The 25974-nt window shown below is 52.5% G+C and carries 25 protein-coding genes; 10 read left to right on the forward strand and 15 right to left on the reverse strand.

The features are described 5' to 3' along the window. Positions 1–256: 256 nt before the first annotated feature. The 4 genes from ACO0LK_RS02975 to ACO0LK_RS02990 all read right to left on the reverse strand — a co-directional run bounded on the left by ACO0LK_RS02975 (position 257) and on the right by ACO0LK_RS02990 (position 3150). Positions 257–892, reverse strand: a complete 636-nt coding sequence (locus tag ACO0LK_RS02975) for a VOC family protein (RefSeq protein WP_422972025.1) — start codon at positions 890–892, stop codon at positions 257–259. A gap of 64 nt (positions 893–956) precedes the next feature. Continuing rightward, positions 957–1304 (reverse strand): hypothetical protein, encoded by a 348-nt coding sequence (locus ACO0LK_RS02980; protein WP_422972027.1) that lies wholly within the window; start codon positions 1302–1304, stop codon positions 957–959. 132 nt (positions 1305–1436) lie between these two features. Beyond that, positions 1437–1931, reverse strand: coding sequence for a single-stranded DNA-binding protein (gene ssb / locus ACO0LK_RS02985; RefSeq protein ID WP_422972029.1), 495 nt, complete (start codon positions 1929–1931; stop codon positions 1437–1439). 34 nt (positions 1932–1965) lie between these two features. Next, positions 1966–3150 carry an MFS transporter gene (locus ACO0LK_RS02990; protein ID WP_422972455.1) on the reverse strand — a complete coding sequence of 395 codons (1185 nt, stop codon included), beginning with the start codon at positions 3148–3150 and terminating at the stop codon, positions 1966–1968. 187 nt (positions 3151–3337) lie between these two features. Here ACO0LK_RS02990 and uvrA point away from each other — a divergent pair, with 187 nt between their 5' ends. The 3 genes from uvrA (at position 3338) to ACO0LK_RS03005 (ending at position 8138) form a co-directional block, all read left to right on the forward strand. Further along, positions 3338–6277, forward strand: coding sequence for an excinuclease ABC subunit UvrA (gene uvrA / locus ACO0LK_RS02995; protein WP_186947745.1), 2940 nt, complete (start codon positions 3338–3340; stop codon positions 6275–6277). 188 nt (positions 6278–6465) lie between these two features. Next, positions 6466–7038: an aminoacyl-tRNA hydrolase gene (gene pth / locus ACO0LK_RS03000; protein ID WP_422972031.1), complete on the forward strand. Its 573-nt coding sequence runs from the start codon at positions 6466–6468 to the stop codon at positions 7036–7038. Then, entirely contained in the window at positions 7035–8138 is a 1104-nt protein-coding gene (locus ACO0LK_RS03005) for a patatin-like phospholipase family protein (RefSeq protein WP_422972033.1), read from the forward strand. Before pth ends, ACO0LK_RS03005 begins: the two co-directional genes overlap by 4 nt. 10 nt (positions 8139–8148) lie before the next feature. On the opposite strand, the gene ACO0LK_RS03010 is transcribed toward ACO0LK_RS03005, so the two are convergent. From ACO0LK_RS03010 to ACO0LK_RS03030, 5 genes are all read right to left on the reverse strand, one after another. Beyond that, positions 8149–8802 carry an ACP phosphodiesterase gene (locus ACO0LK_RS03010; protein ID WP_422972035.1) on the reverse strand — a complete coding sequence of 218 codons (654 nt, stop codon included), beginning with the start codon at positions 8800–8802 and terminating at the stop codon, positions 8149–8151. Positions 8803–8814: 12 nt separating this feature from the next. Further along, positions 8815–9027 carry a hypothetical protein gene (locus ACO0LK_RS03015; RefSeq protein ID WP_422972037.1) on the reverse strand — a complete coding sequence of 71 codons (213 nt, stop codon included), beginning with the start codon at positions 9025–9027 and terminating at the stop codon, positions 8815–8817. Further along, positions 9027–9482 carry a hypothetical protein gene (locus ACO0LK_RS03020; protein ID WP_422972039.1) on the reverse strand — a complete coding sequence of 152 codons (456 nt, stop codon included), beginning with the start codon at positions 9480–9482 and terminating at the stop codon, positions 9027–9029. Before ACO0LK_RS03020 ends, ACO0LK_RS03015 begins: the two co-directional genes overlap by 1 nt. Before the next feature lie 19 nt (positions 9483–9501). Then, a complete protein-coding gene (locus tag ACO0LK_RS03025) occupies positions 9502–10425 on the reverse strand; it encodes an SPFH domain-containing protein (protein WP_422972041.1) in 924 nt (307 codons plus the stop codon). Positions 10426–10645: 220 nt separating this feature from the next. After that, positions 10646–11965, reverse strand: a complete 1320-nt coding sequence (locus ACO0LK_RS03030; protein WP_422972043.1) for an MFS transporter — start codon at positions 11963–11965, stop codon at positions 10646–10648. 151 nt (positions 11966–12116) lie between these two features. Here ACO0LK_RS03030 and ACO0LK_RS03035 point away from each other — a divergent pair, with 151 nt between their 5' ends. Beyond that, positions 12117–13802, forward strand: a complete 1686-nt coding sequence (locus ACO0LK_RS03035) for an SgrR family transcriptional regulator (RefSeq protein WP_422972045.1) — start codon at positions 12117–12119, stop codon at positions 13800–13802. Positions 13803–13882: 80 nt separating this feature from the next. Here the strand turns inward: ACO0LK_RS03035 and ACO0LK_RS03040 are convergent, their stop codons facing one another. Then, positions 13883–15121: a glycoside hydrolase family 30 beta sandwich domain-containing protein gene (locus ACO0LK_RS03040; RefSeq protein ID WP_422972047.1), complete on the reverse strand. Its 1239-nt coding sequence runs from the start codon at positions 15119–15121 to the stop codon at positions 13883–13885. A gap of 314 nt (positions 15122–15435) precedes the next feature. Between ACO0LK_RS03040 and ACO0LK_RS03045 the strand changes: the two genes are divergently transcribed. Next, entirely contained in the window at positions 15436–16809 is a 1374-nt protein-coding gene (locus tag ACO0LK_RS03045; RefSeq protein WP_422972049.1) for an MATE family efflux transporter, read from the forward strand. A gap of 25 nt (positions 16810–16834) precedes the next feature. Here the strand turns inward: ACO0LK_RS03045 and ACO0LK_RS03050 are convergent, their stop codons facing one another. Continuing rightward, positions 16835–17629, reverse strand: coding sequence for a type IV pili methyl-accepting chemotaxis transducer N-terminal domain-containing protein (locus tag ACO0LK_RS03050; RefSeq protein WP_422972051.1), 795 nt, complete (start codon positions 17627–17629; stop codon positions 16835–16837). A 243-nt stretch (positions 17630–17872) separates the two neighbouring features. Here ACO0LK_RS03050 and ychF point away from each other — a divergent pair, with 243 nt between their 5' ends. Beyond that, positions 17873–18964 carry a redox-regulated ATPase YchF gene (gene ychF / locus ACO0LK_RS03055; RefSeq protein WP_422972053.1) on the forward strand — a complete coding sequence of 364 codons (1092 nt, stop codon included), beginning with the start codon at positions 17873–17875 and terminating at the stop codon, positions 18962–18964. A gap of 164 nt (positions 18965–19128) precedes the next feature. Next, positions 19129–20310: a GGDEF domain-containing protein gene (locus ACO0LK_RS03060; protein ID WP_422972055.1), complete on the forward strand. Its 1182-nt coding sequence runs from the start codon at positions 19129–19131 to the stop codon at positions 20308–20310. 58 nt (positions 20311–20368) lie between these two features. Here the strand turns inward: ACO0LK_RS03060 and ACO0LK_RS03065 are convergent, their stop codons facing one another. Continuing rightward, positions 20369–21028, reverse strand: coding sequence for a cysteine hydrolase family protein (locus ACO0LK_RS03065; RefSeq protein ID WP_422972057.1), 660 nt, complete (start codon positions 21026–21028; stop codon positions 20369–20371). Positions 21029–21154: 126 nt separating this feature from the next. Between ACO0LK_RS03065 and ACO0LK_RS03070 the strand changes: the two genes are divergently transcribed. The 3 genes from ACO0LK_RS03070 to ACO0LK_RS03080 all read left to right on the forward strand — a co-directional run bounded on the left by ACO0LK_RS03070 (position 21155) and on the right by ACO0LK_RS03080 (position 24327). Continuing rightward, on the forward strand, positions 21155–22183 hold the full coding sequence (locus tag ACO0LK_RS03070; protein ID WP_422972059.1) for a GlxA family transcriptional regulator: 1029 nt from the start codon (positions 21155–21157) through the stop codon (positions 22181–22183). A 120-nt stretch (positions 22184–22303) separates the two neighbouring features. Next, the gene (locus ACO0LK_RS03075; RefSeq protein ID WP_422972061.1) at positions 22304–23161 is read left to right on the forward strand and encodes an MOSC domain-containing protein; all 858 of its coding nucleotides are present in this window, start codon (positions 22304–22306) and stop codon (positions 23159–23161) included. Positions 23162–23178: 17 nt separating this feature from the next. Continuing rightward, entirely contained in the window at positions 23179–24327 is a 1149-nt protein-coding gene (locus ACO0LK_RS03080) for a DUF484 family protein (protein ID WP_422972063.1), read from the forward strand. Between the two features lie 48 nt (positions 24328–24375). On the opposite strand, the gene ACO0LK_RS03085 is transcribed toward ACO0LK_RS03080, so the two are convergent. From ACO0LK_RS03085 to rsmD, 3 genes are all read right to left on the reverse strand, one after another. Continuing rightward, entirely contained in the window at positions 24376–24636 is a 261-nt protein-coding gene (locus ACO0LK_RS03085; RefSeq protein ID WP_422972065.1) for a YfhL family 4Fe-4S dicluster ferredoxin, read from the reverse strand. A 68-nt stretch (positions 24637–24704) separates the two neighbouring features. Then, the gene (gene coaD, locus ACO0LK_RS03090; protein WP_186947762.1) at positions 24705–25199 is read right to left on the reverse strand and encodes a pantetheine-phosphate adenylyltransferase; all 495 of its coding nucleotides are present in this window, start codon (positions 25197–25199) and stop codon (positions 24705–24707) included. Between the two features lie 54 nt (positions 25200–25253). Continuing rightward, the gene (rsmD, locus tag ACO0LK_RS03095; protein ID WP_422972067.1) at positions 25254–25913 is read right to left on the reverse strand and encodes a 16S rRNA (guanine(966)-N(2))-methyltransferase RsmD; all 660 of its coding nucleotides are present in this window, start codon (positions 25911–25913) and stop codon (positions 25254–25256) included. Between the last annotated feature and the right edge of the window lie 61 nt (positions 25914–25974).

The following is a 25974-nucleotide window of genomic DNA, read 5'->3' on the forward strand; positions in this document are numbered from 1 at the left end:
TCTGGACATGATAAGTAGGGGTGTTGGTGCCTACGCCAAATTGATCCACGGCGTCGATTGTGCCTGGCAGAGAATTCGCCTGTAAAAGCCGCGTCGAGCCTACGGTTGCAGGAATCTTGCCAGGTCAACTAAATTCGACCGCTTGGTCCGATCTTAGGTCGGCGCCAACACCACCCTGCGCCAGCTAGATTATGTCGCCTGTCTCGGGGACACCAGGTTAGTTTTGCAGGTCAGCACCAGCCGGGTATATCTGCGGTCAAACTACTTTTGATATATCGAAGGCCGCCTGAGGCAAAAACTCCTCCTGCCAGGCGCGCAAGTGCAACTCCCAGGGCGTAGCGCCCCCCTCTCGCGCTGTCACCAACTTGTCCGGATCGATATCGATGCCCAGCGGCTTGCGTGCAAATGCGGAGGATGTCTGCATGTGATCCTGTGCAGCCCATCGATCAGTGTAGTTGTTGACGTTGATCTCGACGCTGTTGCGATCGGGGTCCTCATAGTAGAGCGCTGTCTGCGGCCCTTCATCCACAGAGAACACCGGCACTACGCCGATCAGCTTTAGGCGGAGATACGTGCCTAGCAGGTCGTCAAGCGAACCGAGTTCAAACGCCAGATTCTGAACTCGCTGGTGCCGAGAGCGCTCAGGATCTTCGATGAGGCCGGGAACTTCGATGACCGCAAGCCGATGGCTCACATCGTCATTGCTCATGAAGGCGGCCTTGATGGCTGCTGCCGGAGCATCGACAGCGGCGGCGGTTGGATTGCTGGACGCGCTGACTAGACGCATACCGAGGACGGGCGTGTACCAGTCCAGAAGCCGTTGCAGGTTACCCGTCAACAAGCCAACGTGCTGAAGTTTCGGATAGAGAATCGCTTCCGCGTTGAGAATCATGCTAGGTCGCTCCCTTTGCTTAAATGGCCTGTGGTGAGTGGAATCCTCCCTACTGAAGGCAGTGTTAGTCCATGACGATGGACGAGTTCGCCGTTTTTTTTCGAAGATGCTCATAGGGCCAAGAGAAACCATCAATAAGTCGCTCAAGTTCCCCTGCCTCAAGCAGCCTTCCTTTATAAATTCTCTCCTGAAGATCAACTCTCATTTGCGCCAGTAATTGAAGTACGAACATAATTGCTCTGCTGGCTACAGTGATTGTAGAGGTTGATAGATTTCGAGAACGGAGTTGCGTTAACACATAAAATGTAATTTCAAAATTAGGAACGCCTGTATCATTTGCAATAATAAGAGGAAATCTCTCACCGGAAGCAAATACGAGATTGCGGATACCAAGGTCTTCAAAATATTCCACTTGTTTACATTATTGATGGTTATTAGATAAGCATGCATCTTAACTAATTTTCATTTCAAGTATAAACAAACAAAAAATCCCATTTCTCATAGGAGAAATGGGATTTTATTTGCAATGCTTAAAACCTATTCGTTAAAACGGAATATCATCATCCATATCCGAGAAATTCGGTGCTGGGCGTGATGCTGGTGCCTGGCGTTGTTGTGGTGCTGCCTGTGGGCGTGGGGCTGGTGCTCCGCCGCCACCGCCGCCGTAGCCGCTGTCATCCATAGGTGCGCCGCCGCCCATGCCCTGGCGGCTGCCCAGCATTTGCATGCTGTCGGCTTTGATGTCGGTTGCGTATTTTTCTACGCCGTCTTTATCGGTGTATTTACGGGTGCGCAGGCTGCCTTCTACGTACACTTGTGAGCCTTTTTTCAGATACTGGCCAGCGATTTCTGCCAGCTTGCCGAAGAAGGTGATGCGGTGCCATTCGGTCTGTTCTTTCTTTTCACCGCTGGATTTGTCTTTCCAGCTATCGGTGGTTGCCACGGTGATGCTGGTCATTGCATCGCCTGATGGCATATAACGGGTTTCCGGGTCTCTCCCAAGGTTGCCGACGATAATGACCTTGTTCACTGATGCCATATGTTTCTCCTGAAGTTTCCTGATACAAATTAATTTAAGCCTCTGCCCCAACGGCAGCTTTGCTGCGTTTGGGTATATTTGGCATATTGACAGCGATAAGCAGCCATATCGCTGTCAGGACCGCGCTTACAACAAAAACGGATGAAGCTGCCATATGCTGCTTTATCCAGCCTCCCAGCGCACCACCACAGAACAGGCCTATGGCCTGCAAGGTGTTGTACACACCGAGAGCAGCCCCTTTGGCTGCGGGCGGGGCAATACGTGATACCAGCGAAGGCTGACATGCCTCCAGAATATTGAAGGCAATGAAAAAAACAAACAACAAAATCACCAGCATGACCGGGGACTGCAAGTATTGCCACAAACCCAGTTCAACTAATAATAATAAAGCAATTGCAACCACAAATACCTGTTTCATTTTGCCAAATTTTTCACCGATGAAGATTGCTGGCAACATGGCAATAAATGAAGCAAACATGACGGGCAAATACACTTTCCAGTGGGCTGCCACCGGCAAGTCGGCATATTGCACCAAGGCAGATGGCACGACGACAAACATGGCCATCTGTGTCATATGCAGGGCAAACACGCCGTAATTCAGGCGCATCAGCTCACGGTTTTTAAGAATGACGGAAAACGGTACCGGCGCATGGCGAACGGCAGGGGCATCTGGTGTCACAAACACTACGACGGCAATGCCGACCAGGGCCAGCACGCCGGTCATGGCAAAAATGCCACCCATGCCTATGCTTTGATACAACAGTGGTGCAGCCACCAACGAAAACGCAAACGTGAGGCCGATAGAGCCGCCGACCATGGCCATTGCCTTGGTACGGTGTTCTTCACGGGTAGAGTCGGCGATCAGAGCGGTAATGGCGGCAGAAATCGCCCCTGCACCCTGGATGGCCCGGCCAATGATGACGCCAACCACCGTGCTTGCCGATGCGGCAACAAAAGCACCAATGGCAAACAGCAGCAGGCCAATCACGATGATACGCTTGCGTCCGAACTTGTCTGAGGCGATGCCAAAAGGTATCTGCCCGAATGCCTGGCTCAGTCCATATATACCCATGGCCAGGCCGATCAGGCTGGCGTTATCGCCATCCGGCAAGGTTTTGGCATGGATGGCAAAAACCGGCAGGATCAGGAACAGGCCCAGCATACGCAGGGCAAAGATGGATGCCAGCGAGGTACTGGCGCTGATCTCTTGCCGGCTCATGCCGGCAGGTTCCATTTCATTCAGCGCAGAAGCATCTGAAGGTGTTGCAATAGTCATATTCAAAACCCGCCTGATCAATTTAACTTACATAAAGCAAAGACGAGCCCACGGTAATTTTCAAAACCCGTTATAGTATCAGGTTGCACGCCTACTTCCCCCAATTCGGCCCAAATTCAGCTCCAATACCATGACCACACGTACAAAAGCAGCAAAAGCGGCTAAACCCGCAGAAATCGATTTTGATGCCAACGACATCCAGTTGGCACAAAAGCGGGACTTGATACGCGTACGCGGCGCCCGCACGCACAATCTGAAAAACATCAGCCTGGACCTGCCGCGCAACAAGCTGGTGGTCATCACCGGTCTGTCGGGTTCGGGCAAGTCTTCACTGGCGTTTGATACGCTGTATGCCGAAGGCCAGCGCCGTTATGTGGAATCGCTGTCGGCCTATGCGCGTCAATTTTTGCAGTTGATGGAAAAACCGGATGTGGACTTGATTGAAGGTCTGTCACCAGCCATTTCCATCGAACAAAAAGCCACGTCGCATAATCCGCGTTCGACAGTCGGTACGGTCACCGAGATTCATGATTACCTGCGTCTGCTGTATGCACGCGTCGGTACGCCATATTGCCCTGACCACCCTGAAAACCCGCTGGCGGCACAATCAGTATCGCAAATGGTGGATGCCGTGCTGGCCATGCCGGAAGATACCAAGCTGATGATACTGGCCCCGGTGGTTGCCAACCGCAAGGGCGAGCACATGGATTTGTTTGAGCAGATGCAGGCACAGGGTTTTGTGCGCTTTCGCGTGCAGAGCGGCACGCATGACGCCAAAATATATGAAGTCGATAACCTGCCCAAGCTGAAGAAAACCGAGAAGCACACCATTGACGTCGTGGTAGACCGTGTCAAGGTCAAGGCAGACATCAAGCAGCGTCTGGCAGAGTCTTTCGAGACTTGCTTGCGACTGGCAAATGGCCGCGCCCTGATTGTGGATATGGACAGCAATCATGAGCAATTATTCTCGAACAAATTTGCCTGCCCTATCTGTGGTTATTCATTGCAAGAACTGGAACCACGCCTGTTCTCTTTCAATAACCCCATGGGTGCCTGCCCGGAATGTGATGGCCTGGGACATATAGAATTTTTTGATCCGAAACGGATTGTCGCCTTCCCTAATCTGTCGCTGGCCAGTGGTGCAGTCAAGGGCTGGGACAGGCGTAATCAGTTCTATTTCCAGATGCTGTCGAATCTGGCCGCCTACTATGAATTTGATATCGACACGCCTTTCGAGCAGTTGCCCGAATCAGCGCAACAAATCATTTTGTATGGCTCGGGCAAGCAACAGATACCGTTCACCTATATCAATGAAAAAGGCCGCACCGTCATCAAGGAGCATAGTTTTGAAGGCGTGGTCACCAACCTGCAACGCCGTTATCGCGAAACTGATTCGATGGCCGTCAAGGAAGAGCTGGCCAAGTTCATCAATGAAAAACAATGCCCGTCCTGTAATGGGGCACGCCTGCGCATCGAAGCACGTTTCGTCAAGGTCGGTACCGGCAAGCAAGAGAAAGCCATTTACGACATCAGCGCCATGCCGCTGCGCGAAACCCTGCATTTCTTTGAACACCTGAAACTGACCGGTGCCAAGCGCGACATCGCCGACCGCATCATCAAGGAAATCACGGCCCGCCTTACCTTCCTCAATAATGTCGGTCTGGATTACCTGTCACTGGAACGCAGTGCTGATACCCTGTCTGGTGGCGAAGCCCAGCGCATACGCCTGGCATCACAGATCGGCTCTGGCCTGACTGGCGTCATGTATGTGCTGGATGAACCGTCGATCGGCTTGCATCAGCGCGACAATGACAGGCTGATCGACACACTCAAGCATTTGCGCGATATCGGCAATAGCGTGCTAGTGGTGGAACATGATGAAGACGCCATACGCTGCGCCGACTTTGTGGTCGACATGGGCATTGGTGCAGGTGTACATGGTGGCGAAATTATCGCCCAGGGTACGCTGGAAGACATCATGAGCAACAAGCGTTCGCTGACAGCTCAATACCTGAGCGGCGCGCTGGAAATTGCTGTCCCTAAAAAGCGTACGAAAGCGGACCCGGCCAAGCAATTGCTGATTGCCGGTGCGCGTGGCAACAATCTGAAAAAAGTCTCGATGAAATTGCCGGTGGGCTTGCTGACTTGCGTCACCGGTGTATCCGGCTCTGGCAAATCGACGCTGGTGAATGACACGCTGTACCACGTCGCTGCACGTCACTTGTATGGTTCACAAACCGAACCAGCCGTGTTTGACCATGTCAGCGGTCTGGAACATTTTGATAAAGTTATTTCTGTCGATCAGGCACCTATCGGCCGCACCCCACGTTCCAACCCGGCGACCTACACCGGTTTGTTCACACCGATACGCGACCTGTTTGCCACCGTGCCGACAGCAAAAGAACGCGGCTACAGCGCTGGCCGTTTCTCATTCAATGTCAAGGGTGGCCGTTGTGAAGCCTGCCAGGGCGATGGTGTCATCAAGGTTGAGATGCACTTTTTGCCTGACGTCTATGTGCCTTGCGATGTCTGCCACGGCAAGCGCTATAACCGCGAAACCCTGGAAGTGCATTACAAGGGCAAGAACATCAATGAAGTGCTGGGCATGACAGTGGAAGATGCGTTTGAGTTCTTCAAGGTGGTCCCCATCATCGCACGCAAATTGCAAACCCTGCTGGATGTGGGTCTGGGTTATATACGCCTGGGGCAAAGTGCTACAACACTGTCGGGCGGTGAAGCGCAGCGCGTCAAGCTGTCGCTGGAATTGTCGAAACGTGACACTGGCCGCACCCTGTACATTCTGGATGAACCAACCACGGGCCTGCATTTCCACGACATTGCCCTGCTGCTGAAGGTAATACACAAGCTGCGTGACCAGGGCAATACACTGGTCATTATTGAACATAATCTGGATGTGATCAAAACAGCTGATTGGCTGATTGATCTGGGACCGGAAGGCGGCGCTGGTGGCGGAAAAATTATTGCTACTGGCACGCCGGAAGAAGTGGCAGCCAATCCGGATAGCGTCACTGGCAAATATCTGCTGCCATTGCTGAAAAAATCAAAATAATCGTTTTCCCTTTGTGGGTAAAAAGCCGTATTTCCTTTGCGGGAAATACGGCTTTTTACTGGCTGTGGCCGCTTGATAAGTGCGGTCTCATGGCCATATTTACAGGTGCGCCACAGCGCTTAGTTATAATAGGATTTAATCCGTCGCGGCGCGCCGCAGCAAAACATAATAAAGAATCTGCCGCAACCATGAGCATACGTCTGATAGTTGGCCTGGGAAACCCCGGCCCCGAATATGAACAAACCCGCCACAATGCGGGCTTTTGGCTGGTCGACCAGTTGCCGGCCAGCCTGCAAAGGGACAAGAATTTTAATGCCCTGGTTGGCAAGACCCGTATTGCCGGTCACGAAGTCTGGTTGCTGGAACCACAAACCTTCATGAACCGTTCTGGCCAATCGGTAGGTGCCATCTGCCGCTTTTACAAGATCACGCCTGACCAGGTACTGGTGGTGCATGATGAACTGGATATGCTGCCTGGTGTGGCCAAACTCAAACAGGGTGGTTCATCCGGCGGACACAATGGTCTCAAGGATATTACCGCTGCACTGGGCACACAGGATTATTGGCGCTTGCGCATAGGCATAGGCCATCCGCGCAGCCTGAACCTGCAACAGGGTGTGGCTGACTTTGTCTTGCACCGCCCGCGCAAGGAAGAACAAAGCCTGATCGATGAAGCGATAGCAAAAAGTCTGGATGTATTACCCATGCTGGTTGAAGGAAAGTTCCCGGAAGCGATGATGCAACTACACACCACCAAATGAAATCGGCGATCCAAATTCATGCCGGTCGTAAAGCCTTTGACCATCTGCGTCAGCATGGCTTGCGGGCGCAGGATGTGGCCATCATTCCCGCTGCGGCAGGTGGACCCAAGGGGCTGATACTGCAAGCGCTGGATCAATGGATTTTTGGTGAATGGTTGCCGACCGCCCCACGTGAACGTACGCTGATTGGTGCATCCATCGGTGCATGGCGCATGGCAGCGGCCAGTCAGGCTGACCCGGTGGCGGCATTTGCACGTCTGGGGGATCTGTATTGTGAACAGCGCTATCCGGAAAAACCGACAGCCCAATACGTCACACGCGAAATACAGCAACTACTGCATGCCTTTATCGGCGGCCATGAATCAGATATCGTGCATCAACCACTGCACAGGCTGCATTTGCTGGCCGGACGTGGGCGCGGTTTGCTGAATGCGCCCAAATCCCAGCACAAGGCCAAGGCAGGTTTTGTAGCGGCCAGCTTTGCCAATCTGGCGTCACGCTCGCGTCTTGCCAGGCATATGGACAGGGTGGTGGTTGGCGACGTGCGCGACCCGCTGTTCTGGCTGAAGGCGCGCTTTGACAGTTTTGACACACATTTCTGCCAACTGACAGAAGACAATCTGGCCCCGGCCCTGTTGGCCTCTGGCACGCTGCCACTGATCATGGAGCCGGTGGCAGATATACCGCACGCACCAACTGGTAGCTACTGGGATGGCGGCATTATCGATTACCACCTGGCGCTGCCATATTCACGCGTGGCCGGTGACAAGGATGGTGGCCTGGTACTGTATCCACATTTCACTGACCATATCGTACCCGGCTGGCTGGACAAACCCCTGCCATGGCGCCGCGCCGGTCTGGGCAGAAATCGCGAATGGCTGGACAATGTGCTGATGATCGCACCGTCGCCGGCTTTTTTGAGAACCCTGTCACGTAGCAAACTGCCAGACCGCAAAGACTTTTTTTACTATGGCACTGACCACGATTTCCGCATACTGAACTGGAAACTGGCGATCAGCGAAAGCGGACGTATGCGTGATGATTTTGCGGCATTTGTTGAGAAACCAAATCTTGACATGGTGCAGGCTTTGAATTTCTAATTTTTCATTGCTAAGCTGGAAAAGCTGTTTTTTGTTGGCGCTGCTCAGCCACGTACTGAATAAGTTCAGGAAAAAATTCCTGGAAACCTTCGCTCAATGCATCGTAATTGCTGAGCAAATCACCCAGACCCGCACGCAGTAAATCACCATTCTTTGACAACCTTTGCGAAGTACGCTCGACGGCAATTCTGACGCCATCAAATTCGTTATATGAACCCAGCCAATCCTGGTGGACCATACTCGGCAGCGCTGCCTGTAAACTATCAGGTAAAACTATTTTTGATTGCTCTTGCAGGGCGCGATAAAAACGCTGTATCAATTCCTCACGAGGAGCCGGGCTGCCTTGCGGCCAATGCTGGCTCAGCACATGGTCATAAAAGATATCCAGCAAGATACCGGCATAGCGGCGATGCTGATCCTGGAACATGCCTTTGGCCTGCAAGACGATAGGATGGCTGTCGGTATAACTATCGACTTGCCGGTGTATCTGGATATCGGTCTGGATTTCAGTATGATAAAGCGCGGTGTCTTTCAGTTTAACAAAGTCACCGAGCAAGGCCCCCAGCATGGCTTTATCGCTGTGCTGTGCAAGGTAGATGTGGGCAAGATAATTCATGTCGCTGCAAGTATAGCTGGCTTTGTATTTGCCCGCTTCTGCGTCCATATTACCTTATCCTTAATCCTCTATTTGCTCGCCATCTTTATTGACACCTTCAGACGCTGTCTTGGCGGTGGGCACATGCCGCCCCTGCTGTTTCAATGCCTGCCTGAGCAGATATTCTACCTGCGCATTGGCGCTGCGGAGCTCCTGAGCCGCCATACGTTCGATCTCGTTCCACAGCACGGGATCGATACGCAGGGGGAAGGATTTTTTTCCGGGGCTGGCCATTATCTGCCGTTCAGACGTGGGGTCAGATAGCTGAGCAGACGTTGCGGGTCTTGCGTACCGAGGAGTATGGTCTTGCCATTACGCATGATCAAACGTATCGCTTGCTTGCCATGTGCGTTATACAGCATACCTTGCCTGGTTCTGCGTATGCCCCAGCCATCCAGAAGACTGGTATTGGTAGGCCCTGCCGCCTGGATGTCAGCCAGTGCGACCTTCCACACCGGCCAACCCAGCCAGCCAAACCGCCAGGACAGATGAGTGGCATCTACCCGTATAGTCAGGCTACCCAATATCAGTAACACCAGCAGATTAACCAGCAGCACGATGAATGGTGCCCATACAGGACGAGAACCATCAGCGTGCATATGCATCCACATGTTAACCAGGCCCATTAAAGGCATGAATATCCATAAAAACTTGAATAACTGTCTTTCCACATAAATAGGGTGTTGCATATGCTTGGTCCATTAACTTTTAGTTGTACAAGGTGCCGGTATTGATGACAGGCTGGGTCTCCTTGTCGGAACACAGCACCACCAGCAAATTGCTGACCATGGCCGCTTTTCTTTCATCATCGAGTTCACATATCTTGCGTTCTGACAGACCCTGCAATGCAGCTTCCACCATACTGACTGCGCCATGTACAATTTTTTTGCGGGCGCTGATAATGGCTTCTGCCTGCTGACGGCGCAACATGACCTGGGCAATTTCTGCGGCATAGGCCAGATGGGTCAGCTTGGCATCTTCTACATCGACACCGGCAGCGGTAAAGCGCTTATGCAATTCGTCACGCATGGCACCGGCAACCACATCCATGCCTGCCCGCAGGGTCGTTTCGCCTTCGGCAAGATCTTCACCATCATCATAGGCATACTGCGTTGCCAGATGGCGTATTGCAGCTTCTGCCTGTATGTTGACGAAGCGTTCAAAATCATCGACATTGTAAATTGCCAGCGCCGTATCCTGCACACGCCAGATGATGGCAGCACCAATTTCAACCGGGTTACCGCGTTTGTCATTCACCTTCAAAGGCGCCGTGTTCAGGGTGCGGGCGCGCAAACTGAGCTTGCGCTTGGAATAAAAAGGATTCACCCAGCGTAAGCCTTCACTACGATCTGTCCCCTTGTACTGGCCAAACAGCGACAGTAAAGCCGCTTCATTCGGTTGCAGCATATACAAGCCAGTCAAGATGAAAATACCCACCACGACGACAGCCAGACGCAGCAATACCCCCGGCACACTGGGGTCGCCACCCACACCAACCAGACCGATAAAACTATAGGCACCGCCTGCCACAAGAAGCAGGCCAACAATAATCATGAAATAACCGTCTAGCGATGGGCGGGAGCGCTCTTGTATTAATTTTTTATCACTCGCAGACACTGAGGTAGTACTCATACTTTCTCCTGATAGATGGCACTTTGAAATCAAAGTGATATCACTTTAGGCCGCAAATACGAGCCTGTCAAGAAAATATGAAAACAATAGTAGAAAGGCCATGACTGGCACAGTCAGCATTTTCCGCGCCTTGTATTCCTGTAGCGAAGGCAAGTTGCAAGGCATTGTATGAGCAACACCCATTCAGCTAGGGCGTGTTGACCTAGTCAAATGCCGGAACTCAGGAAAAGGGGAACAACTTCCTGATACGGTTGGATGCCATCATGCTTGATGCCGCCTTCAAGCATGACACACAGGGCGTTTCTTTCTCAGCGGCTTCAGCAAGCCCAGCAGCGACCGCGGGCAGAGATGCCCTGGCACGGGTGCCGGCGTAATACAGCACGACACCCATCAGGGCAGCCGTAATCAGGGTCCAGAACATGACGGCACTCCTGAAATGCGCCAGCAAGAAACCGCACACCACGGGGCTGAAAGCTGCCCCAAAAGTCGCCAGGCTTTGCGCTCCATAATAACTGCCACGCTTGTCGGCGGGTGCGATCATGTCGATAAACAGGTATTCGCAGGGAATCACGATCACTTCACCCAAAGTGAAAGCCAGTGTCGCCATCACCCAGGATATGACACTGTCGGCCTGCATAAAGCCCAGCAAACCCAGCGCATACAGCGAAACCCCCAACGTCACCCAGCGAAACAGGTATTTTTGCTGCATGAGCTTGCCAACCGGATATTGCAAGACCACGACCGTGACCGCATTGGTGATCAGGATGTAAGGAATCAGTTTTGCCGTGGCTTGCGTGCCCCTGCTCAGTATCAGGTATTGTGACAAGTAGCCGGATACAAAACGACCAAACACAAACGATGTCAGGACACTGCCCAGTGTTAAGAAAATCAGACGTCTGTCATTCTTCAGACTGGCCAGGGTGCTGCCAAAGCCGGGCTTCAGCCTGGTATCGGCAACTGCCGGTACCGTAGCGGGTGTCTGGGTGATGTTATCCCTAGCCTGATACCCCACTATTTGCGATGCCATCAATGAAAATATGGCAGATATCATCAAGGGCGCGGCCACCTGATACGCAAACAGCCAGGCGCCCAATACCGGACCGATGGCAAACGCCATGTTGATCAACATGTAATTCATGGAAAAGGCACGTGGCCTTTGATCTGGCGGCAGCAAATCTGCCAGCATGGCCTTCAGCGCGATACTGCGCAAGGTCAGCGCCGATTCAATACAGGCCAGTGCCAGCAAGGCCGCCAGCGCAAAGGCTGATACCGTCACCAGCAGCGAACACAGGGCCACGGCGATGCACGCAAACATCATCAGGCGGCGCTTATCGAGACGATCTGTCAGATAGCCCGCATACAGACCAAACAGCGTGGAAAAGAAAATGCTGCCGCCCATTATCCAGCCTACGGCCTGCTGATCCAGTCCCAGGCTGTCAGACAGATACAGGGCCATGAAAGGCAGCGCCACCGCTCGCCCCATGACAAAGACAAAAGAACTCAACAAGAGCCGGATCACTGTCGATGGGAAGCGCTTCATCATTATCCTTGTTCATCAATCTTTGCATAAATGGGCAGACCTGGCATTGAAAATCCTTGCGCATGGCAGGGATGATTCTCGCTCTTTGCAAGTATCCAGAAAAAAGCAGAAAGGAAAAATGGATATAATTGAGAAAAAAATTTCCCCTTTTATGAAACTCCTCGACCAGTACCGGCGTCTCTACACTTTATTGCAAGGCCAGCCTCAACAACCAGGTTTGCCCAGTCTGGCGCAGGCCATGCATTGTAGCGAACGCAATATGCGCAACCTGCTGGCAAAAATGCAGCAACAGGGCCGGCTGCAATGGCAGGCGGGGCGAGGGCGCGGTAATCATTCACAACTGGATTTTCTACAGACACCCGATACGCTGGCACTTGATCATCTGTCCCACCTGCTGGCACGCGGAGATCTGGAACAGGCCTTTGCCAGCCTGGAAGATGGACTGCGCCAGCAACTGGCAGCGCGCCTGCCGGAATACCTGGGCGTACCCGATGCCGCTTGCCGCAGCCTGCGTATGCCGCTGTTTCGCAAGGTGGAAAGCCTGGACCCGCTGAAAGTATACGGGCGTCTGGAAGCGCATCTGGTACGCCAGATTTTTTCACGCCTGACCACATTCGATCATCAACAAAATGCATTGATGCCTGCGATTGCCCATCACTGGGAAAGTGAGAAAAATGCCACTGTCTGGCATTTCTGGCTACGCCCTGGCCTGAGCTTTCATGACGGCATGGAGCTGGGTGTAGATGATGTGAAAGCCAGCTTTTTACGGCTGCGGGATGAGTCGGCAATTTATCAGCGTCTGTACCGTCATTTGCAGCATGTCGAGACTGGCCCCAGCCGGCGCGTGAGTTTTTATCTGGAACACTCCGATCAGCTCTGGCCACATTGTCTGGCCACTGCCAACTCCTCCATCGTGCCACGTCATCGCAACGCCGACTTTGAACGCTTTCCGGTGGGCAGCGGCGCGTTTCGCGTGATACGCAACAATACCTATCAACTGACCTTGCAGGCGTTCAAGGATTATTATCGCGAGCGCCCCTTGCTGGATGAAATTGATTTATGGATGCTGCCGCCGCCATCCGGTCCATCCGGATTTGATTTGCAGTTTGGTTATGCCAATGAAGACTGCACAAAAAAGCAAACCGTCGCCGGTGCCGAATCAGGCTGCACCTATATTATTTGCAACCCCTGTCGCAATGCTTTTAAAACGGTAGAACAAAGACTGGCTTTGGCAGACTGGCTGGCACCTGAGATGCTGATTGACCCAAATGAACGCAGCAGAAAAGCAGCATCAGGCTTGCTGGCAATCTGGAAACACCGTGTCGCGAAAAAGACCAAATGCAGCAGCTTTAAAGCTGGCTGCAAATTGCGCATGGTCAGTGGCCAGACCCAGGAAATGTTGAGCCTTGCAGCGACCATCAAGCAAAGGCTGGAAGCAGGCGGGGTCAACGTCATCTGGACCAGCCTGCCGTTTGATCAACTGCTGGCCCGCGACTGGATGAAAGACGCCGACCTGGTGGTCACCCGTGAAGTCATGCATGATGATCAGGATTTTGGTTGCTATGAATGGTTTGCCGCCGACAGTGTGTTCCGTCGCTGGATGCCGGACGCCGCCCTGAAACACATCGATCTTGATCTGATGAAAATCAAGACACTACCAGACAGCAAGCGCCGCATGCTGGCTTACGCGCGCATAGGAAAACGCCTGGTACAAGAAGGCTGGCTGATCCCTATTTCACATGAAAACCAGCAAGTCAGCATCGCGCCACATGTGGCCGGGGTCAGGATGACGCCATTTGGTTTTGTGTCATTCGATGAAATGTGGCTAAGACAATAAAAACACCACGACCTCATGATAGAGATCGTGGTGTAGTGTTGAAAAGTCAGTACAGGCACCTTCAGAAAAAGCTTACATGTTTACTGACTTACAAACGTATTGACGCTACCCGGATCAATATAAGCAGTAGCCAGGCCGCTGGTGACCGTATATTGACCAGCGTATTCATTATTGAAGCTGGACGATGTTCTGTATTTCACGAAAGCAGTTGCGCTTCCTGAGCTTGCTGCACTCAATTGCAGTTTGACCTGTCTTTGTGACGTACCGTTATTGATTGCCACCACCACTATTTTTTCACTGCTGTTTTTGTAGGCAGTGACGAACACATCTGCGTAAGGTTTTTCAGTCGCGGCAATACGTGTGTAGCCAGGACGCACATATTTTGCGTATTGCGACATGATGTAACCACGCTTGCTGACATTACCATCTTCAGTGATCAGACCATAAGACCGGCGGATATACCACCACACATAAGCACTGTAGTTGGCGACCATGCTGTTATGTAATTCCAGCGCGGCGGGCATGGCCTTGGCCCAGTCATTGGCGTCAGAATTGTCGGTGAAATGCTCGGTCATCCACAGCTCTTTTCCCTTGCTGCGTGCGAGCGGATAATCACTGGGGCTGACACCGTACAGATGGCCGGCAACAATATCAAACTGCGCTGCTGCGTTGGCATCGTTGAGTATCGGGTCTGCCAGGGTTTTACTGAAATTGAGGGACTCTGGTGTCATCACTTTCAGCGAGCCAAAGCGTGAACCCTGCGCTTTCAGGAAGTTAATGAACTCCGTCGAATTCCATTGACAGCCTTCATACGTGGGATCCCAGTCCGGTTCATTCTGAACAGAAATTCCGTACAGGGCTGCACTGCTGCCTTCCATATAGGCGGCAAAGTTCAGCAGGTGCGTCGCATAATCAGGATAGTAGGCTGGCGACAGCCTGCCCGATACAAGATTATTGTTGGTCTTCATAGAGGCAGGCGGTGACCAGGGTGTCGCAAACAGGGTCACACCTTTGGCCTTGGCCAACTGGGCTGTGGGCACCTGCCTTTGCCAGTTACTGTTGGAAGGGTCGATCCGCATACGCATGATCGATAAACCGATCTGCCCACTGCCGGTACCGAAAGCACTGTCCACCTGGGCACTGGTTAAATCGTCTATCCACCCCGCCCCATTAAAGCCGCCAAATCCACGCATGGTTTGATAGCTGGTACTGGGATTGATATCTACGGCTTGCGCGAGGGCATTGGCGCTGAACAGGATCAGGAACAGGTTCGCCAGAAGGCTGAAACAGTTTTTTTTGATTGATAAAAGTGTATTCATAAGAAGTCTCCATATTAAGTTTATATTGATATAAGCTTTTAATACGGTAGCTTTCCCCATAACATCGGGGGAAACTACGGCTTCCCATTCCAGTGATGGTCGGATTATTTTTCCAACTCAAAATACCGAATTTATCTAACCGCGGATATTATCTGAATAACAGTCATAGTACAACTTGGTGCCTATTATCATCGCATGTCGGGTGATAAGCAGGCATACAAGGAGCTGCAACGCAGTTGGGGCGGTTTTGCGTAAGTCATACCGTTATACGGTAAGATGCTGGTCCGCATTCTTATTCGATTTGGCAGTCCCGCATGAAAACCCGTATCCGCACCGAAGCCGCCGCTCTCTGGAATATTGCCTGGCCTGTCCTGATAGGCCAGCTTGCGACCGTGGGTATGGGTGTGGCTGACGTGGCCATGACTGGCCACCTGAGTGCGGATGACCTGGCATCGGTTTCGCTGGGGGCGAATGTCTGGGCCATCATACTTGTCACGGTCATGGGTATCATGATGGCTGTCAACACGGTGATTGCACATGAGGTCGGTGCCGAAAATCATGAGCGCGTACCACATATGGTGCGTCAGTCTTTATGGCTGGGCCTGGGTGTAGGCCTGATCGCCTGCCTGCTGCTGAATATTTCCACCCTGATTTTTAATTACCTGCAACTGGATGACGCCATCAATGCCAAGGCATCGCAATTCGTGCATGTCATCAGTATCGGCATGCCAGCCTTTGCCATGTACCGCGCGCTGTATGGTTACACCACCAGCCTGAACCAGACCAAGCCGGTAATGATGATTGCACTGGGCGGCCTGTCTTTTAACATCGTGGTTAACTGGCTGTTCATTTATGGTCACCTGGGTTTCCCGAAACTGGGTTCTACCGGCTGCGCACTGGCGACTGGCGTCGGACTGTGGCTGATGCTGGGCGCGATGGTGTTCTGGATGCGTCGCTCTGCGGTGTATCACAGCACCTTCCCCTTCACCCATTTTGAAGCTCCCAACTGGACAGAGATACGTTCCACCCTGCGACTGGGGCTGCCGATAGGCATCACCTATTTTGCCGAGGTATCGGCCTTTGGCGCAGTCGGCCTGCTGATCGCCCGTTTTGGTGTGGTGCCGGTTTCTGCCAACCAGATTGCACTGAATTTTTCTTCGCTGGTGTTCATGGTGCCGATGAGCCTGGGTATCGCCCTGACCACCCGTGTCGGTCAGGCCCTGGGTGAAGGTGATGCCGTGCGGGCACGCTTTGTGTCCTGGGTAGGTTTTGCCCTGTCCATGGGCTTTGCTGTGCTGTCTGCGCTGGGCATCATGTTGACGCGCGATCAGATCGCCGCCGCTTATACATCGGATCTGGCGGTGCAGGCACTGGCATCAGAGCTGTTGTTGTATGCAGCAATTTTCCAGTTGTCGGATGCTGCACAGGTAACGGCTTCGTGCGCCATACGCGGCTACAAGGTGACACGCACTCCCATGCTGATACACCTCATGGCGTTTTACGGCTTTGCATTGCCGCTGGGCTGCCTGCTGGGCCTGGCACCAGAATGGATGCCGTGGCATCCACAACAGGCGATGGAAGCACGCGGCTTCTGGATAGGTCTGGTACTGGGCCTGACCGTTGCCGGCGTCCTGCTGACCCTGTTCCTGCAACGCCTTAGCACCAGACGTATCCGGCAAACTGCCTGAGCCATAGTCCAGGACTTAAGGCATATCAGCTCAGTTGCTGATACAGACTGGTAATGCCATCCATGGTACTGAGGATTCTTTCGCTGGTCGTGGCCACATTGATGGCATATTGACGTGCATTTTTTGGTTCTGCGATCTGACGCAAGGCATCGTCAAAAAACAGCCATTGCTGTTGTGCCAAAGCCAGTTCATCGCGGATGCGCGAGGTATTCGACGATGAAGCCTGCAAGGTCGCCATGCCAGCCACAAAATCCTTGCGTGCAGCATCCAGCTTGGCCATGACATCAGGCGGTGCCACACCCCATTGCTGCGCCTGGTAAAACTTGGCCATTCTTTGCGACAGCATGCGCTGTCGGCCAGACACATTCACCAACTGCCCCATGACCGTGCCAGAAAAGGCTTCCAGCTGCACGGTCGCCTTGTTCGCCAGGCTAAGCACATCTTCATTGAGCACCATGACGAGTCTGGCATCTTGCTGATTGGGAGCTTTTTCCAGCAATACCTTTTTATACAGCAGCCAGTTTTTTTCCACTTCTGCCAGCATTTGCCGGTTATCAGGGGTGGGCGCAAAAGTTTTCAGTTCCCCCAGTTGTTTCTCGAAACTGGCCAGGGATGTATCGAGTATCTTTTTTGACTGTTCGACCTCGATGCCCTGCCCCAGTTGCAGATAGGCTTTGGCCAGACGCTGCGACAGCATGCGTTGCTTGCCCGACTTGTTGATGGCTTCGTTCAGGTTGATGACCTGGGCAATGGCATAGGTAATGACTGCCAGATTGCCCACCGCAAATGCGCTTTTGCCTATAAATCCACGTCTGTCCATATTGTTGCTCCTGTACATTTGTTGGTTTCATATGGCTTATAGCAAATTTCATACCTGTTATTTTGATAAAAATCGCCTCAAAATATGGCAGGCGTACTTGTTTCCTGTCTAAAACAGGGCAGTGATGCGGTGATGGCGATGCAGCACTTCCTTCTATTTCGGGGTATTCGCTGCGGAATCAGTCAGCAAGACCGCCAGTTCCGGTAAAATAGCGGGTTAATCAAATCCAACTGGCAAAACATCATGAGTCTCAAATGCGGCATCGTCGGCCTGCCTAACGTCGGCAAATCCACACTGTTCAATGCGCTGACCAAAGCGGGCATACCGGCAGAAAATTATCCTTTCTGCACGATAGAACCGAATGTGGGCGTCGTTGAAGTGCCTGATCCACGTCTGAAGCAATTGTCTGACATCGTCAAGCCTGAACGCATCCAGAACGCCATCGTTGAATTTGTTGATATCGCTGGCCTGGTTGCCGGTGCCTCCAAAGGCGAAGGCCTGGGCAATCAGTTCCTGGCACACATCCGCGAAACCGACGCCATCGTCAACGTGGTGCGCTGCTTTGAAGATGACAATGTGATCCACGTAGCCGGTAAAGTCAGCCCGCTGGACGATATTGAAGTCATCCAGACCGAACTGGCACTGGCCGACATGGGTACGGTAGAAAAAGCCATCCATCGCGAAAACAAAAAAGCCCGTTCCGGCGACAAGGACGCTACCAAACTGGTGGCCGTGCTGGAACGCATCATGCCTGCCCTGAACGATGCCAAGCCTGTGCGTGCACTGGGCCTGGATGCAGAAGAAATGCTGCTGATCAAGCCACTGTGCCTGATCACTGCCAAGCCAGCCATGTATGTGGCCAACGTCTCTGACAGCGGCTTTACCAATAACCCGCTGCTGGACCAGCTGACGGCCTATGCAGCATCACAAAACGCCCCTATCGTGGCAATATGTGCTTCCATAGAATCTGAAATCGCTGATCTGGATGACGCTGACAAAGCCGACTTCCTGGCCGACATGGGCATGCAGGAACCTGGCCTCGACCGTCTGATACGCGCGGCCTTCAAACTGCTGGGCCTGCAAACTTACTTCACCGCCGGTGTCAAGGAAGTACGCGCCTGGACTATCCATGTAGGTGACACGGCACCGCAAGCTGCGGGCGTGATCCACACCGATTTTGAACGCGGCTTCATCCGCGCCCAGACCATCGCATTCGACGATTACATCACCTTCAAAGGTGAAGCCGGTGCCAAGGAAGCAGGCAAGATGCGCGCCGAGGGCAAGGAATACATCGTCAAGGATGGTGATGTGCTGAACTTCCTGTTTAACGTCTGAACGAAGTTAAATACCTTAAGAAATCCTTTTCAAAAGCCGCGATACTCGCGGCTTTTTTATTTCTGCGACACCTAAGCTATAATAATTTTTACGTCACGACACACCCACTGCGGAGCAAATTTGCCTGACAAGAATCCCCACCACATCATCGATGCGAGTTTGGCATGAACCTTGATGTCAGAACCATCATGCTAATGCTGAGCGGGATCAACCTCCTGGGTGCGGGAATGATGGCGCTCATCAGTTTTCATGCCGATAATATCAGAGGCGTGCGTCAGTGGGCACTGGGGCATTGCTGCATGTGTATAGGTATTTTTACCAGCACGCAAATGTCGCCGGAATGGCCCTTGCTGATTATTGCAGCCGTTCCTCTGATCACAGGATGCGGTTTCGGTTTTATCTTCAACGGCATTCAGGCCTTCAAGGGAAAGCGCTGCAATTACTGGATCACTGCATGGCTGGGCTTGCAGATGATGACGCAAAGCCTGTGGTTTGGTGTAGTACAAAATGATATCCGCAGCGTACTGATCGCCAATTCCCTGTTGTTCGGTGGCATATTTGTAGCATGCGCATTCAACCTGATGGTAAGAACCACACAACCACTGAAGACAGCCTATTGGTTATCTGCCGGTTCCTTTGGATTTATTGCGCTGATGGGCCTGCTCAGGGCATTGAATCTTTTCCTGACACCTGCTCATGGAGTCGGCTTGTTTGCGCAAGGCGATGTGAATCCTATCTTCCTTATACTCGGCGGTTTGTCGCAACTGTCTATCTCCTTGTCGCTGGTGCTGTTGATTACCTTCCGCCTGGTCAGCGATTTGCGCGAACAGGCATCGTATGACAGTCTGACGGGTGCTATGAACCGACGTCGGTTTGAGGATGAGTCACGGCGTTTGCTGGCACGCGCCGTCCGGACCGGTGAGCCTCTGTCCATCATCATGATCGATGTGGATTTTTTCAAACGGATCAATGACCTCCATGGTCACCCGGCTGGAGATGAAGTGCTGCGTCGTCTTTCCAAATTATTACAGGCAATCATCCGCAGTGAAGACTGCCTGGCCCGTTACGGCGGTGAAGAGTTTTGTATCTTGCTGGTAGGTACCCGTGAGCAGGGTGCCGCCCAGTTGGCAGAACGTGTGCGTCTGTTATATGCCGATCTGCGCATAGAGTGGAAAAACGAAATCCTGCAAAGCACCTTGAGTGCAGGTGTTGCCGATTCTTCGGCGGTCGGCACTGATCTGTCGACCCTGGTTGGTGCCGCAGACCAGGCACTGTACAGGGCAAAAAATGCAGGACGTAACTGCATCGCCCTGCATTCCATGAACAACCAGCCGCTACCTTCCTGATATCAGGAAAAGTAAACTCGCTGTGACATTAGCGCTTTACTGCAGACAGACTTGCCAATCAAATTCCGTTCTGGCTTGCTGAACGCTGACGACCAGCCAGATGTGATTCCAGTACATTGCTTTTGGCAAGCGGAGTAGCAGACTGCGCGGCGCTTATCCATTCGTCAGTGCTGGTCACTGCAGCAAAATTCGAATGGAAGACTACGCTGTAAATGCGATGAATTTCTTCTGCGCTGGCAAATCCGGCTGCATTGGCATAAGGCAGACTGCCGCTGGCATCGGTCAGCACTTCCACTGTATAGCCATTATGTGCCGCTTCATAGATGGTACTGGCATTGCAGTTGTGGGTCATGTAACCAACAACGCTGATGGTTGTGATTTCATTTTTCTGCAACCATGCCGCTGCATCGGTACCGGTAAATACGCTGGCCATATTTTTTTCTATACGGTGGTCCGCATGACGGCTGGCGACAACTTCATGCAGTTGCCAGCTTTGCGAGCCACGCGCAAAAATAGGGGCACTTTCTGGCGCAGAATGCTGGACAACCAGTACTGGAATACCCGCCTCTTTGGCGGCGTCCATCGCCCTGCCTATATTGCGTAAAGACACCTGAGGATCAGGATATTCAATCAACATATTGCCGGTGAAATATTCATTTTGCACATCGATGACGATCAGGGCACGTTTTATGTTTTGGTTTGTTGTAAAGGTAGTCATGGCTGGTTCCTGTTGTTTGGATTGATCAAAAATAATCAGCACTTATGCTGTCCATGTACATCATTCTCGGTGAAAACCGGATATGGAATAAGTGACCCGATAGCCAATATTCGATACAATTGGGCCATGCGTACAAATAAACCCGTCAATCGTGTGAATGTGGCTGTGCTGGCCTTTGAAGGCATCAGCCCGTTTCACCTGTCTGTACCCTGCATGGTGTTTGGCGAACACCATGCGAGTATCGACCTGCCACGATTTCATCTGCGTGTATGCAGTTCCTCTTCCGCATCAGACGGCAGCGGCAGGGCTGACAAGTGGCGTACCATACCTACCATACGTACCATAAGCACCAATGCCGGTTTCAGCATACAGACACAGCATGGGCTGAACGTACTGGCCCGCGCCGACATGGTGGTGATACCGTCCTGGCATGATGATTTGCGTCCGGCCTCGCCGGAACTGTTGAAAGCCATACGACGCGCCCACCAGGCCGGGGCACGCATCATTGGCTTGTGTCTGGGTGCCTTTGTGCTGGCAGAGGCTGGCTTGCTGGACCAGCGCAGTGCCAGCACGCACTGGGCACTGGCAAAAGATTTCTCTGAGCGCTATCCGCAGATCACGCTGGACCCGAATGTGCTGTATGTCGATCATGGTGACGTCATCACTTCCGCTGGCACAGCAGCGGGTATTGATTGCTGCCTGCATGTATTGCGGACCAGTTATGGGGCCGAAGCAGCCGCCCATGTGGCGCGCCGCATGGTGGTTGCGCCACACCGCCAGGGCGGTCAGGCGCAATACATAGAACAGCCGCTGCCGGTGCTGGCCACAGATGAGCGTCTGGCCAACGTGCTGGAATGGATGCTGGCCCATCTGGCTGACACCCAGCATCTGGATGAACTGGCCACCAGGGCCTTGATGAGCCGGCGCAGTTTTACCCGCCATTTCCAGCAACAGACCGGCACCACCGTTGGAAAATGGTTGCTGAACCAGCGTCTGGCGTTGGCCCAACGGCAACTTGAAGCCGGCAAACGCTCTATTGACGATATCGCCATGGATACCGGCTTTGGTTCAGCCTTGTTGCTGCGACGTTATTTTGCCCGCGAATTCGGAATTTCGCCCTCGGCTTACCGGCGTGCCTTTCGCGGCGAGGACTGAGCGTCTGCCAGCATCCTGCGAGCGGGCATAAAATATGCCTGTAAATTGCCAGCATGAACGGCATGATCCCCTTTAAAATAGCTGCTACCGTATCTCTGGCCCTTAATTTACCCAATTACCATGCCAAGCATCGCCGAACTGAACATTTACCCCATCAAATCCTGCGCTGGCATAAGGCTGAACACTGCCGTCCTGACGGATACCGGCCTGAGCGCGGGTGGTGTGTATGACAGGGAATGGATGCTGGTGGATCAACAGGGCCTGTTCCTGACGCAAAGAGAATATCCACTGATGGCAACGATACGCCCGGAACTGGGCAACGGGCATTTGCTGGTACATGCAGCCAACATGACTGCTTTACAACTCCCCCTGCAACTGCCGACAGAACAATCTGGTGACGCACCGGTACAGGTAACGATCTGGGAAGAAAGTTTTTTGGCCCTGGATGCCGGTGATGAAGCCGCCGCTTGGTTCAGCCAGGTACTTGGCATAGCTTGCAGGCTGGTACGCTCCAGCGTACACACCCAACGTTTTGCCAACCAGAAGTGGACCGGGAATAAACACGTACCCACGCGGTTTTCTGATGGTTACCCGATCTTGCTGACAGGTACAGCTTCGCTCGATGACTTGAATGAACGCCTGCAACAACAGGGCCGTGACGCCTTGCCGATGAACCGCTTTCGTCCCAATGTGGTGCTGGATGAGATGGAAGCTTATGAAGAAGATTATGCGGAATGCTTTGAAATCGGTGCAGATATACAGTTGCGCCCGGTCAAGCCCTGTCCGCGCTGCCCTATGCCTTCAATTGATCAACTGACTGGAAAAATCGGTCCTGATCCACTGGACATCTTGCAGACTTACCGTGCGAACCCGCTGGTGGATGGTGGCATTACTTTTGGTATGAACATCATTCTGGACAGTGGCACCGGGCACACCCTGCGACTTGGCGATGAAGTGAATATGCAAATTGCCTTTTAACAGCAGAACCACTCACTATGGATAGTGCCATCCCCGCCCCTGACGACGATACCCTTGAGCTTGATGCTCAGGATGCACTGCAAGAATTGCAGCGCGAAAATCAGGCTTTGCGCACGCGGCTGGAAAACCTGCTGGAACTGGCACACCGCAATCAAAGCATCATGGCCCGCCATCAAAGTTTTGATTTGAAGATCATCGGTGCCAACAGCTTCCGTGAATTGATCACGAATATTTTCAGTGCCCTGGCGATCACTTCGGAACTGGATGTGGTGTCGCTGGTGCTGTTCGATAAATATGGCGACCTGCAACAAATGCTGGCCGACCTGAAAATTGATCTCAATGAATTCCCTCATCTGCTGTTTCTGCGACATGAGGTTGAATTAAGCCAGCCCGAATCAGCCTTGCGCAAACCGCAGTTGGGCCTGTACCAGAGCCTGGCCTATGCATCCTATTTCACCAGCTTCAACAAGAAGCCGGCCAGCATCGCCATCATCCCCATGCGGCGTCAGGGCAGGCTGATCGGTTGCCTGAATGTAGGTAGCTTCCGGGCCGACCGCTTCCAGCCGAATATGGCCACCGATTTTATCGAGCGCCTTGGCTCCATCATCGCCATCTGCCTGGAAAATGTTATCAATAATGAGCGTCTGACCTACATAGGCATGACCGATCCGCTGACTAATGTCAGCAACCGCCGCTATGTGGAACAAAGGGCGCTGGAAGAAATAGCACGTGCCCGCCGTCAGCGTTACAGCATTGCCTGCATGTATCTGGATATTGATTTTTTCAAACAGATCAATGACCGCTATGGACATGAAGGTGGCGATGATGTACTGAAAGAAGTGGCAAGACGTATCAAGGCCGAACTGCGCCTGAGCGATACGCTGGGACGTTTTGGCGGAGAAGAATTTGTGGTGGTGCTGGTCAACACCAATCTGCATGATGCCATCCAGGTGGCAGAACGCATACGCAAGAGTATCGCCGGCCAGGAATTCGCCTTAACGGCAGCAGGCACTTGCCAGGCGACGATTTCCATCGGTTTGACAACCATCGATGAAAAGTCCAATCAGGACAACGCCAGCGTCGTGGCACGGGATATGTTGCAACGCGCAGACCGGGCTTTATATCAGGCAAAAAACAGCGGACGCAATCAGGTGCGCTGCTATTGAAATGACCCCGGATGCTAAAACCGGTGCCCCCAGATGCATCCCGGTTGACTAAGCCTGCTTTTTATCGGACTGCAGACTTTCGTATTTGGCCTGTAACTGCGCCGGTGTCTCACGCCATTCCGGATTGAAGGGAATGCAGCTCACCGGGCACACTTGCTGGCATTGCGGCTCTTTGTAATGACCCACGCATTCCGTGCATTTATGAGGATCGATCTCATAAATTTCCGGGCCCATGTATATCGCATCATTCGGGCATTCAGGTTCGCAGACATCGCAATTGATGCAATCATCTGTAATCATCAGGGCCATACCAACTCACTTCTCATTCAGGCGGTTTGTGTCAAACCGCTATTACTGCCGCTACCGGCAAACAGCTATCAAGTCCTGTCGCCCAGCGCGGCCACTTTTTGTTTGAGCCAGCGATCGACGGAAGGAAATACAAATTTTGATACATCGCCACCAAACATGGCGATCTCGCGCACGATGGTGCCAGAAATGAACTGGTACTGGTCCGACGGTGTCAGGAACAGGGTTTCGACATCCGGCAGCAGGTAACGATTCATGCCGGCCATCTGGAATTCATATTCAAAATCGGATACCGCACGCAAGCCGCGCACAATCACGCGTGCGTCATTCTTGCGCACAAAATCTTTCAGCAAACCGGAAAAACTCTCGACCCTGACATTCGGATAATGCCCCAATACTTCATTGGCAATTGTCAGGCGTTCTTCCAGAGAGAAAAAAGGTTTTTTACTCTTGCTATCTGCCACGCCCACGACCAAAGTATCAAAAAGACCAGAGGCGCGACGCACCAGGTCTTCGTGACCACGCGTCAACGGATCAAATGTTCCCGGATAAACGGCTGTGACCATCTTCACTCCCTTTTTCGCAATATGCATAATGATATGCACCAAGTTGAGCAGGCATTATGCCTGATTTTCGTGCGTCTCATGCGGCAAGATGTTGCGTTGCAGTATATGAAAGAACACACTACCTGCCTTGTCTGCTCTTATAACTTGCCATTCGGAAAGTATTTTTGCCAGATTTTCATCCTCTACCGGTTCTGCCAATGAGAACTCGGCCTCTACGTATAAAACTGACTTTGCCTGCATTACACGGCTGCATAAAGGCAGAATACGGGCCAGCCAGTCTTGTCCAAAAGGTGGGTCCAGAAAAACAACATCCAGCATCTGTTGTTTGTCCGCAAATACCTGTAACGCCTTGGCAGCATCACCACGTATCAGATTGCATTGGCTGGCCTGCAACTTTTCCTTGATCTGTTCCAACTGACGGAAGGCCGGTGTATGCGATTCCACCATATACACCTGCAAGGCACCGCGACTGGCTGCCTCAAAACCCAGGGCACCGCTACCGGCAAACAGATCCAGGCAAGTCTTGTTCCCCCAGGTGTTATCCAGCAAATGATTTAGCCAGTTAAATACGGTTTCACGCACACGGTCGGGCGTGGGCCGCAAGCCCTCTGCTTCTATGACGCTGAGGACAGTACGCTTCCACTGACCGCCGATGATCCTGACCTGATGACTGGAACGTTTGATAGGTGTAGTTTTTTTACTATTTGTTTTCATTGCATGCTTGACACTGGGGCATAAGTTTACCGGGCGCTGTCTGTTAGAATGGCAGCATTCT

It is taken from the genome of Undibacterium sp. Ji49W (genome assembly GCF_049340205.1).
In the GTDB taxonomy this organism is placed as follows: domain Bacteria; phylum Pseudomonadota; class Gammaproteobacteria; order Burkholderiales; family Burkholderiaceae_D; genus Undibacterium.

Bases quoted from the DNA above. Each gene is read 5' to 3' on its own strand.
- ACO0LK_RS02975 (WP_422972025.1), bottom strand. From the start codon at position 892: ATGATTCTCAACGCGGAAGCGATTCTCTATCCGAAACTTCAGCACGTT.
- ssb (WP_422972029.1), bottom strand. From the start codon at position 1,931: ATGGCATCAGTGAACAAGGTCATTATCGTCGGCAACCTTGGGAGAGAC.
- ACO0LK_RS02990 (WP_422972455.1), bottom strand. From the start codon at position 3,150: ATGAGCCGGCAAGAGATCAGCGCCAGTACCTCGCTGGCATCCATCTTT.
- uvrA (WP_186947745.1), top strand. From the start codon at position 3,338: ATGACCACACGTACAAAAGCAGCAAAAGCGGCTAAACCCGCAGAAATC.
- pth (WP_422972031.1), top strand. From the start codon at position 6,466: ATGAGCATACGTCTGATAGTTGGCCTGGGAAACCCCGGCCCCGAATAT.
- ACO0LK_RS03005 (WP_422972033.1), top strand. From the start codon at position 7,035: ATGAAATCGGCGATCCAAATTCATGCCGGTCGTAAAGCCTTTGACCAT.
- ACO0LK_RS03010 (WP_422972035.1), bottom strand. From the start codon at position 8,802: ATGGACGCAGAAGCGGGCAAATACAAAGCCAGCTATACTTGCAGCGAC.
- ACO0LK_RS03015 (WP_422972037.1), bottom strand. From the start codon at position 9,027: ATGGCCAGCCCCGGAAAAAAATCCTTCCCCCTGCGTATCGATCCCGTG.
- ACO0LK_RS03020 (WP_422972039.1), bottom strand. From the start codon at position 9,482: ATGCAACACCCTATTTATGTGGAAAGACAGTTATTCAAGTTTTTATGG.
- ACO0LK_RS03025 (WP_422972041.1), bottom strand. From the start codon at position 10,425: ATGAGTACTACCTCAGTGTCTGCGAGTGATAAAAAATTAATACAAGAG.
- ACO0LK_RS03030 (WP_422972043.1), bottom strand. From the start codon at position 11,965: ATGAAGCGCTTCCCATCGACAGTGATCCGGCTCTTGTTGAGTTCTTTT.
- ACO0LK_RS03035 (WP_422972045.1), top strand. From the start codon at position 12,117: ATGAAACTCCTCGACCAGTACCGGCGTCTCTACACTTTATTGCAAGGC.
- ACO0LK_RS03040 (WP_422972047.1), bottom strand. From the start codon at position 15,121: ATGAATACACTTTTATCAATCAAAAAAAACTGTTTCAGCCTTCTGGCG.
- ACO0LK_RS03045 (WP_422972049.1), top strand. From the start codon at position 15,436: ATGAAAACCCGTATCCGCACCGAAGCCGCCGCTCTCTGGAATATTGCC.
- ACO0LK_RS03050 (WP_422972051.1), bottom strand. From the start codon at position 17,629: ATGGACAGACGTGGATTTATAGGCAAAAGCGCATTTGCGGTGGGCAAT.
- ychF (WP_422972053.1), top strand. From the start codon at position 17,873: ATGAGTCTCAAATGCGGCATCGTCGGCCTGCCTAACGTCGGCAAATCC.
- ACO0LK_RS03060 (WP_422972055.1), top strand. From the start codon at position 19,129: ATGAACCTTGATGTCAGAACCATCATGCTAATGCTGAGCGGGATCAAC.
- ACO0LK_RS03065 (WP_422972057.1), bottom strand. From the start codon at position 21,028: ATGACTACCTTTACAACAAACCAAAACATAAAACGTGCCCTGATCGTC.
- ACO0LK_RS03070 (WP_422972059.1), top strand. From the start codon at position 21,155: ATGCGTACAAATAAACCCGTCAATCGTGTGAATGTGGCTGTGCTGGCC.
- ACO0LK_RS03075 (WP_422972061.1), top strand. From the start codon at position 22,304: ATGCCAAGCATCGCCGAACTGAACATTTACCCCATCAAATCCTGCGCT.
- ACO0LK_RS03080 (WP_422972063.1), top strand. From the start codon at position 23,179: ATGGATAGTGCCATCCCCGCCCCTGACGACGATACCCTTGAGCTTGAT.
- ACO0LK_RS03085 (WP_422972065.1), bottom strand. From the start codon at position 24,636: ATGGCCCTGATGATTACAGATGATTGCATCAATTGCGATGTCTGCGAA.
- coaD (WP_186947762.1), bottom strand. From the start codon at position 25,199: ATGGTCACAGCCGTTTATCCGGGAACATTTGATCCGTTGACGCGTGGT.
- rsmD (WP_422972067.1), bottom strand. From the start codon at position 25,913: ATGAAAACAAATAGTAAAAAAACTACACCTATCAAACGTTCCAGTCAT.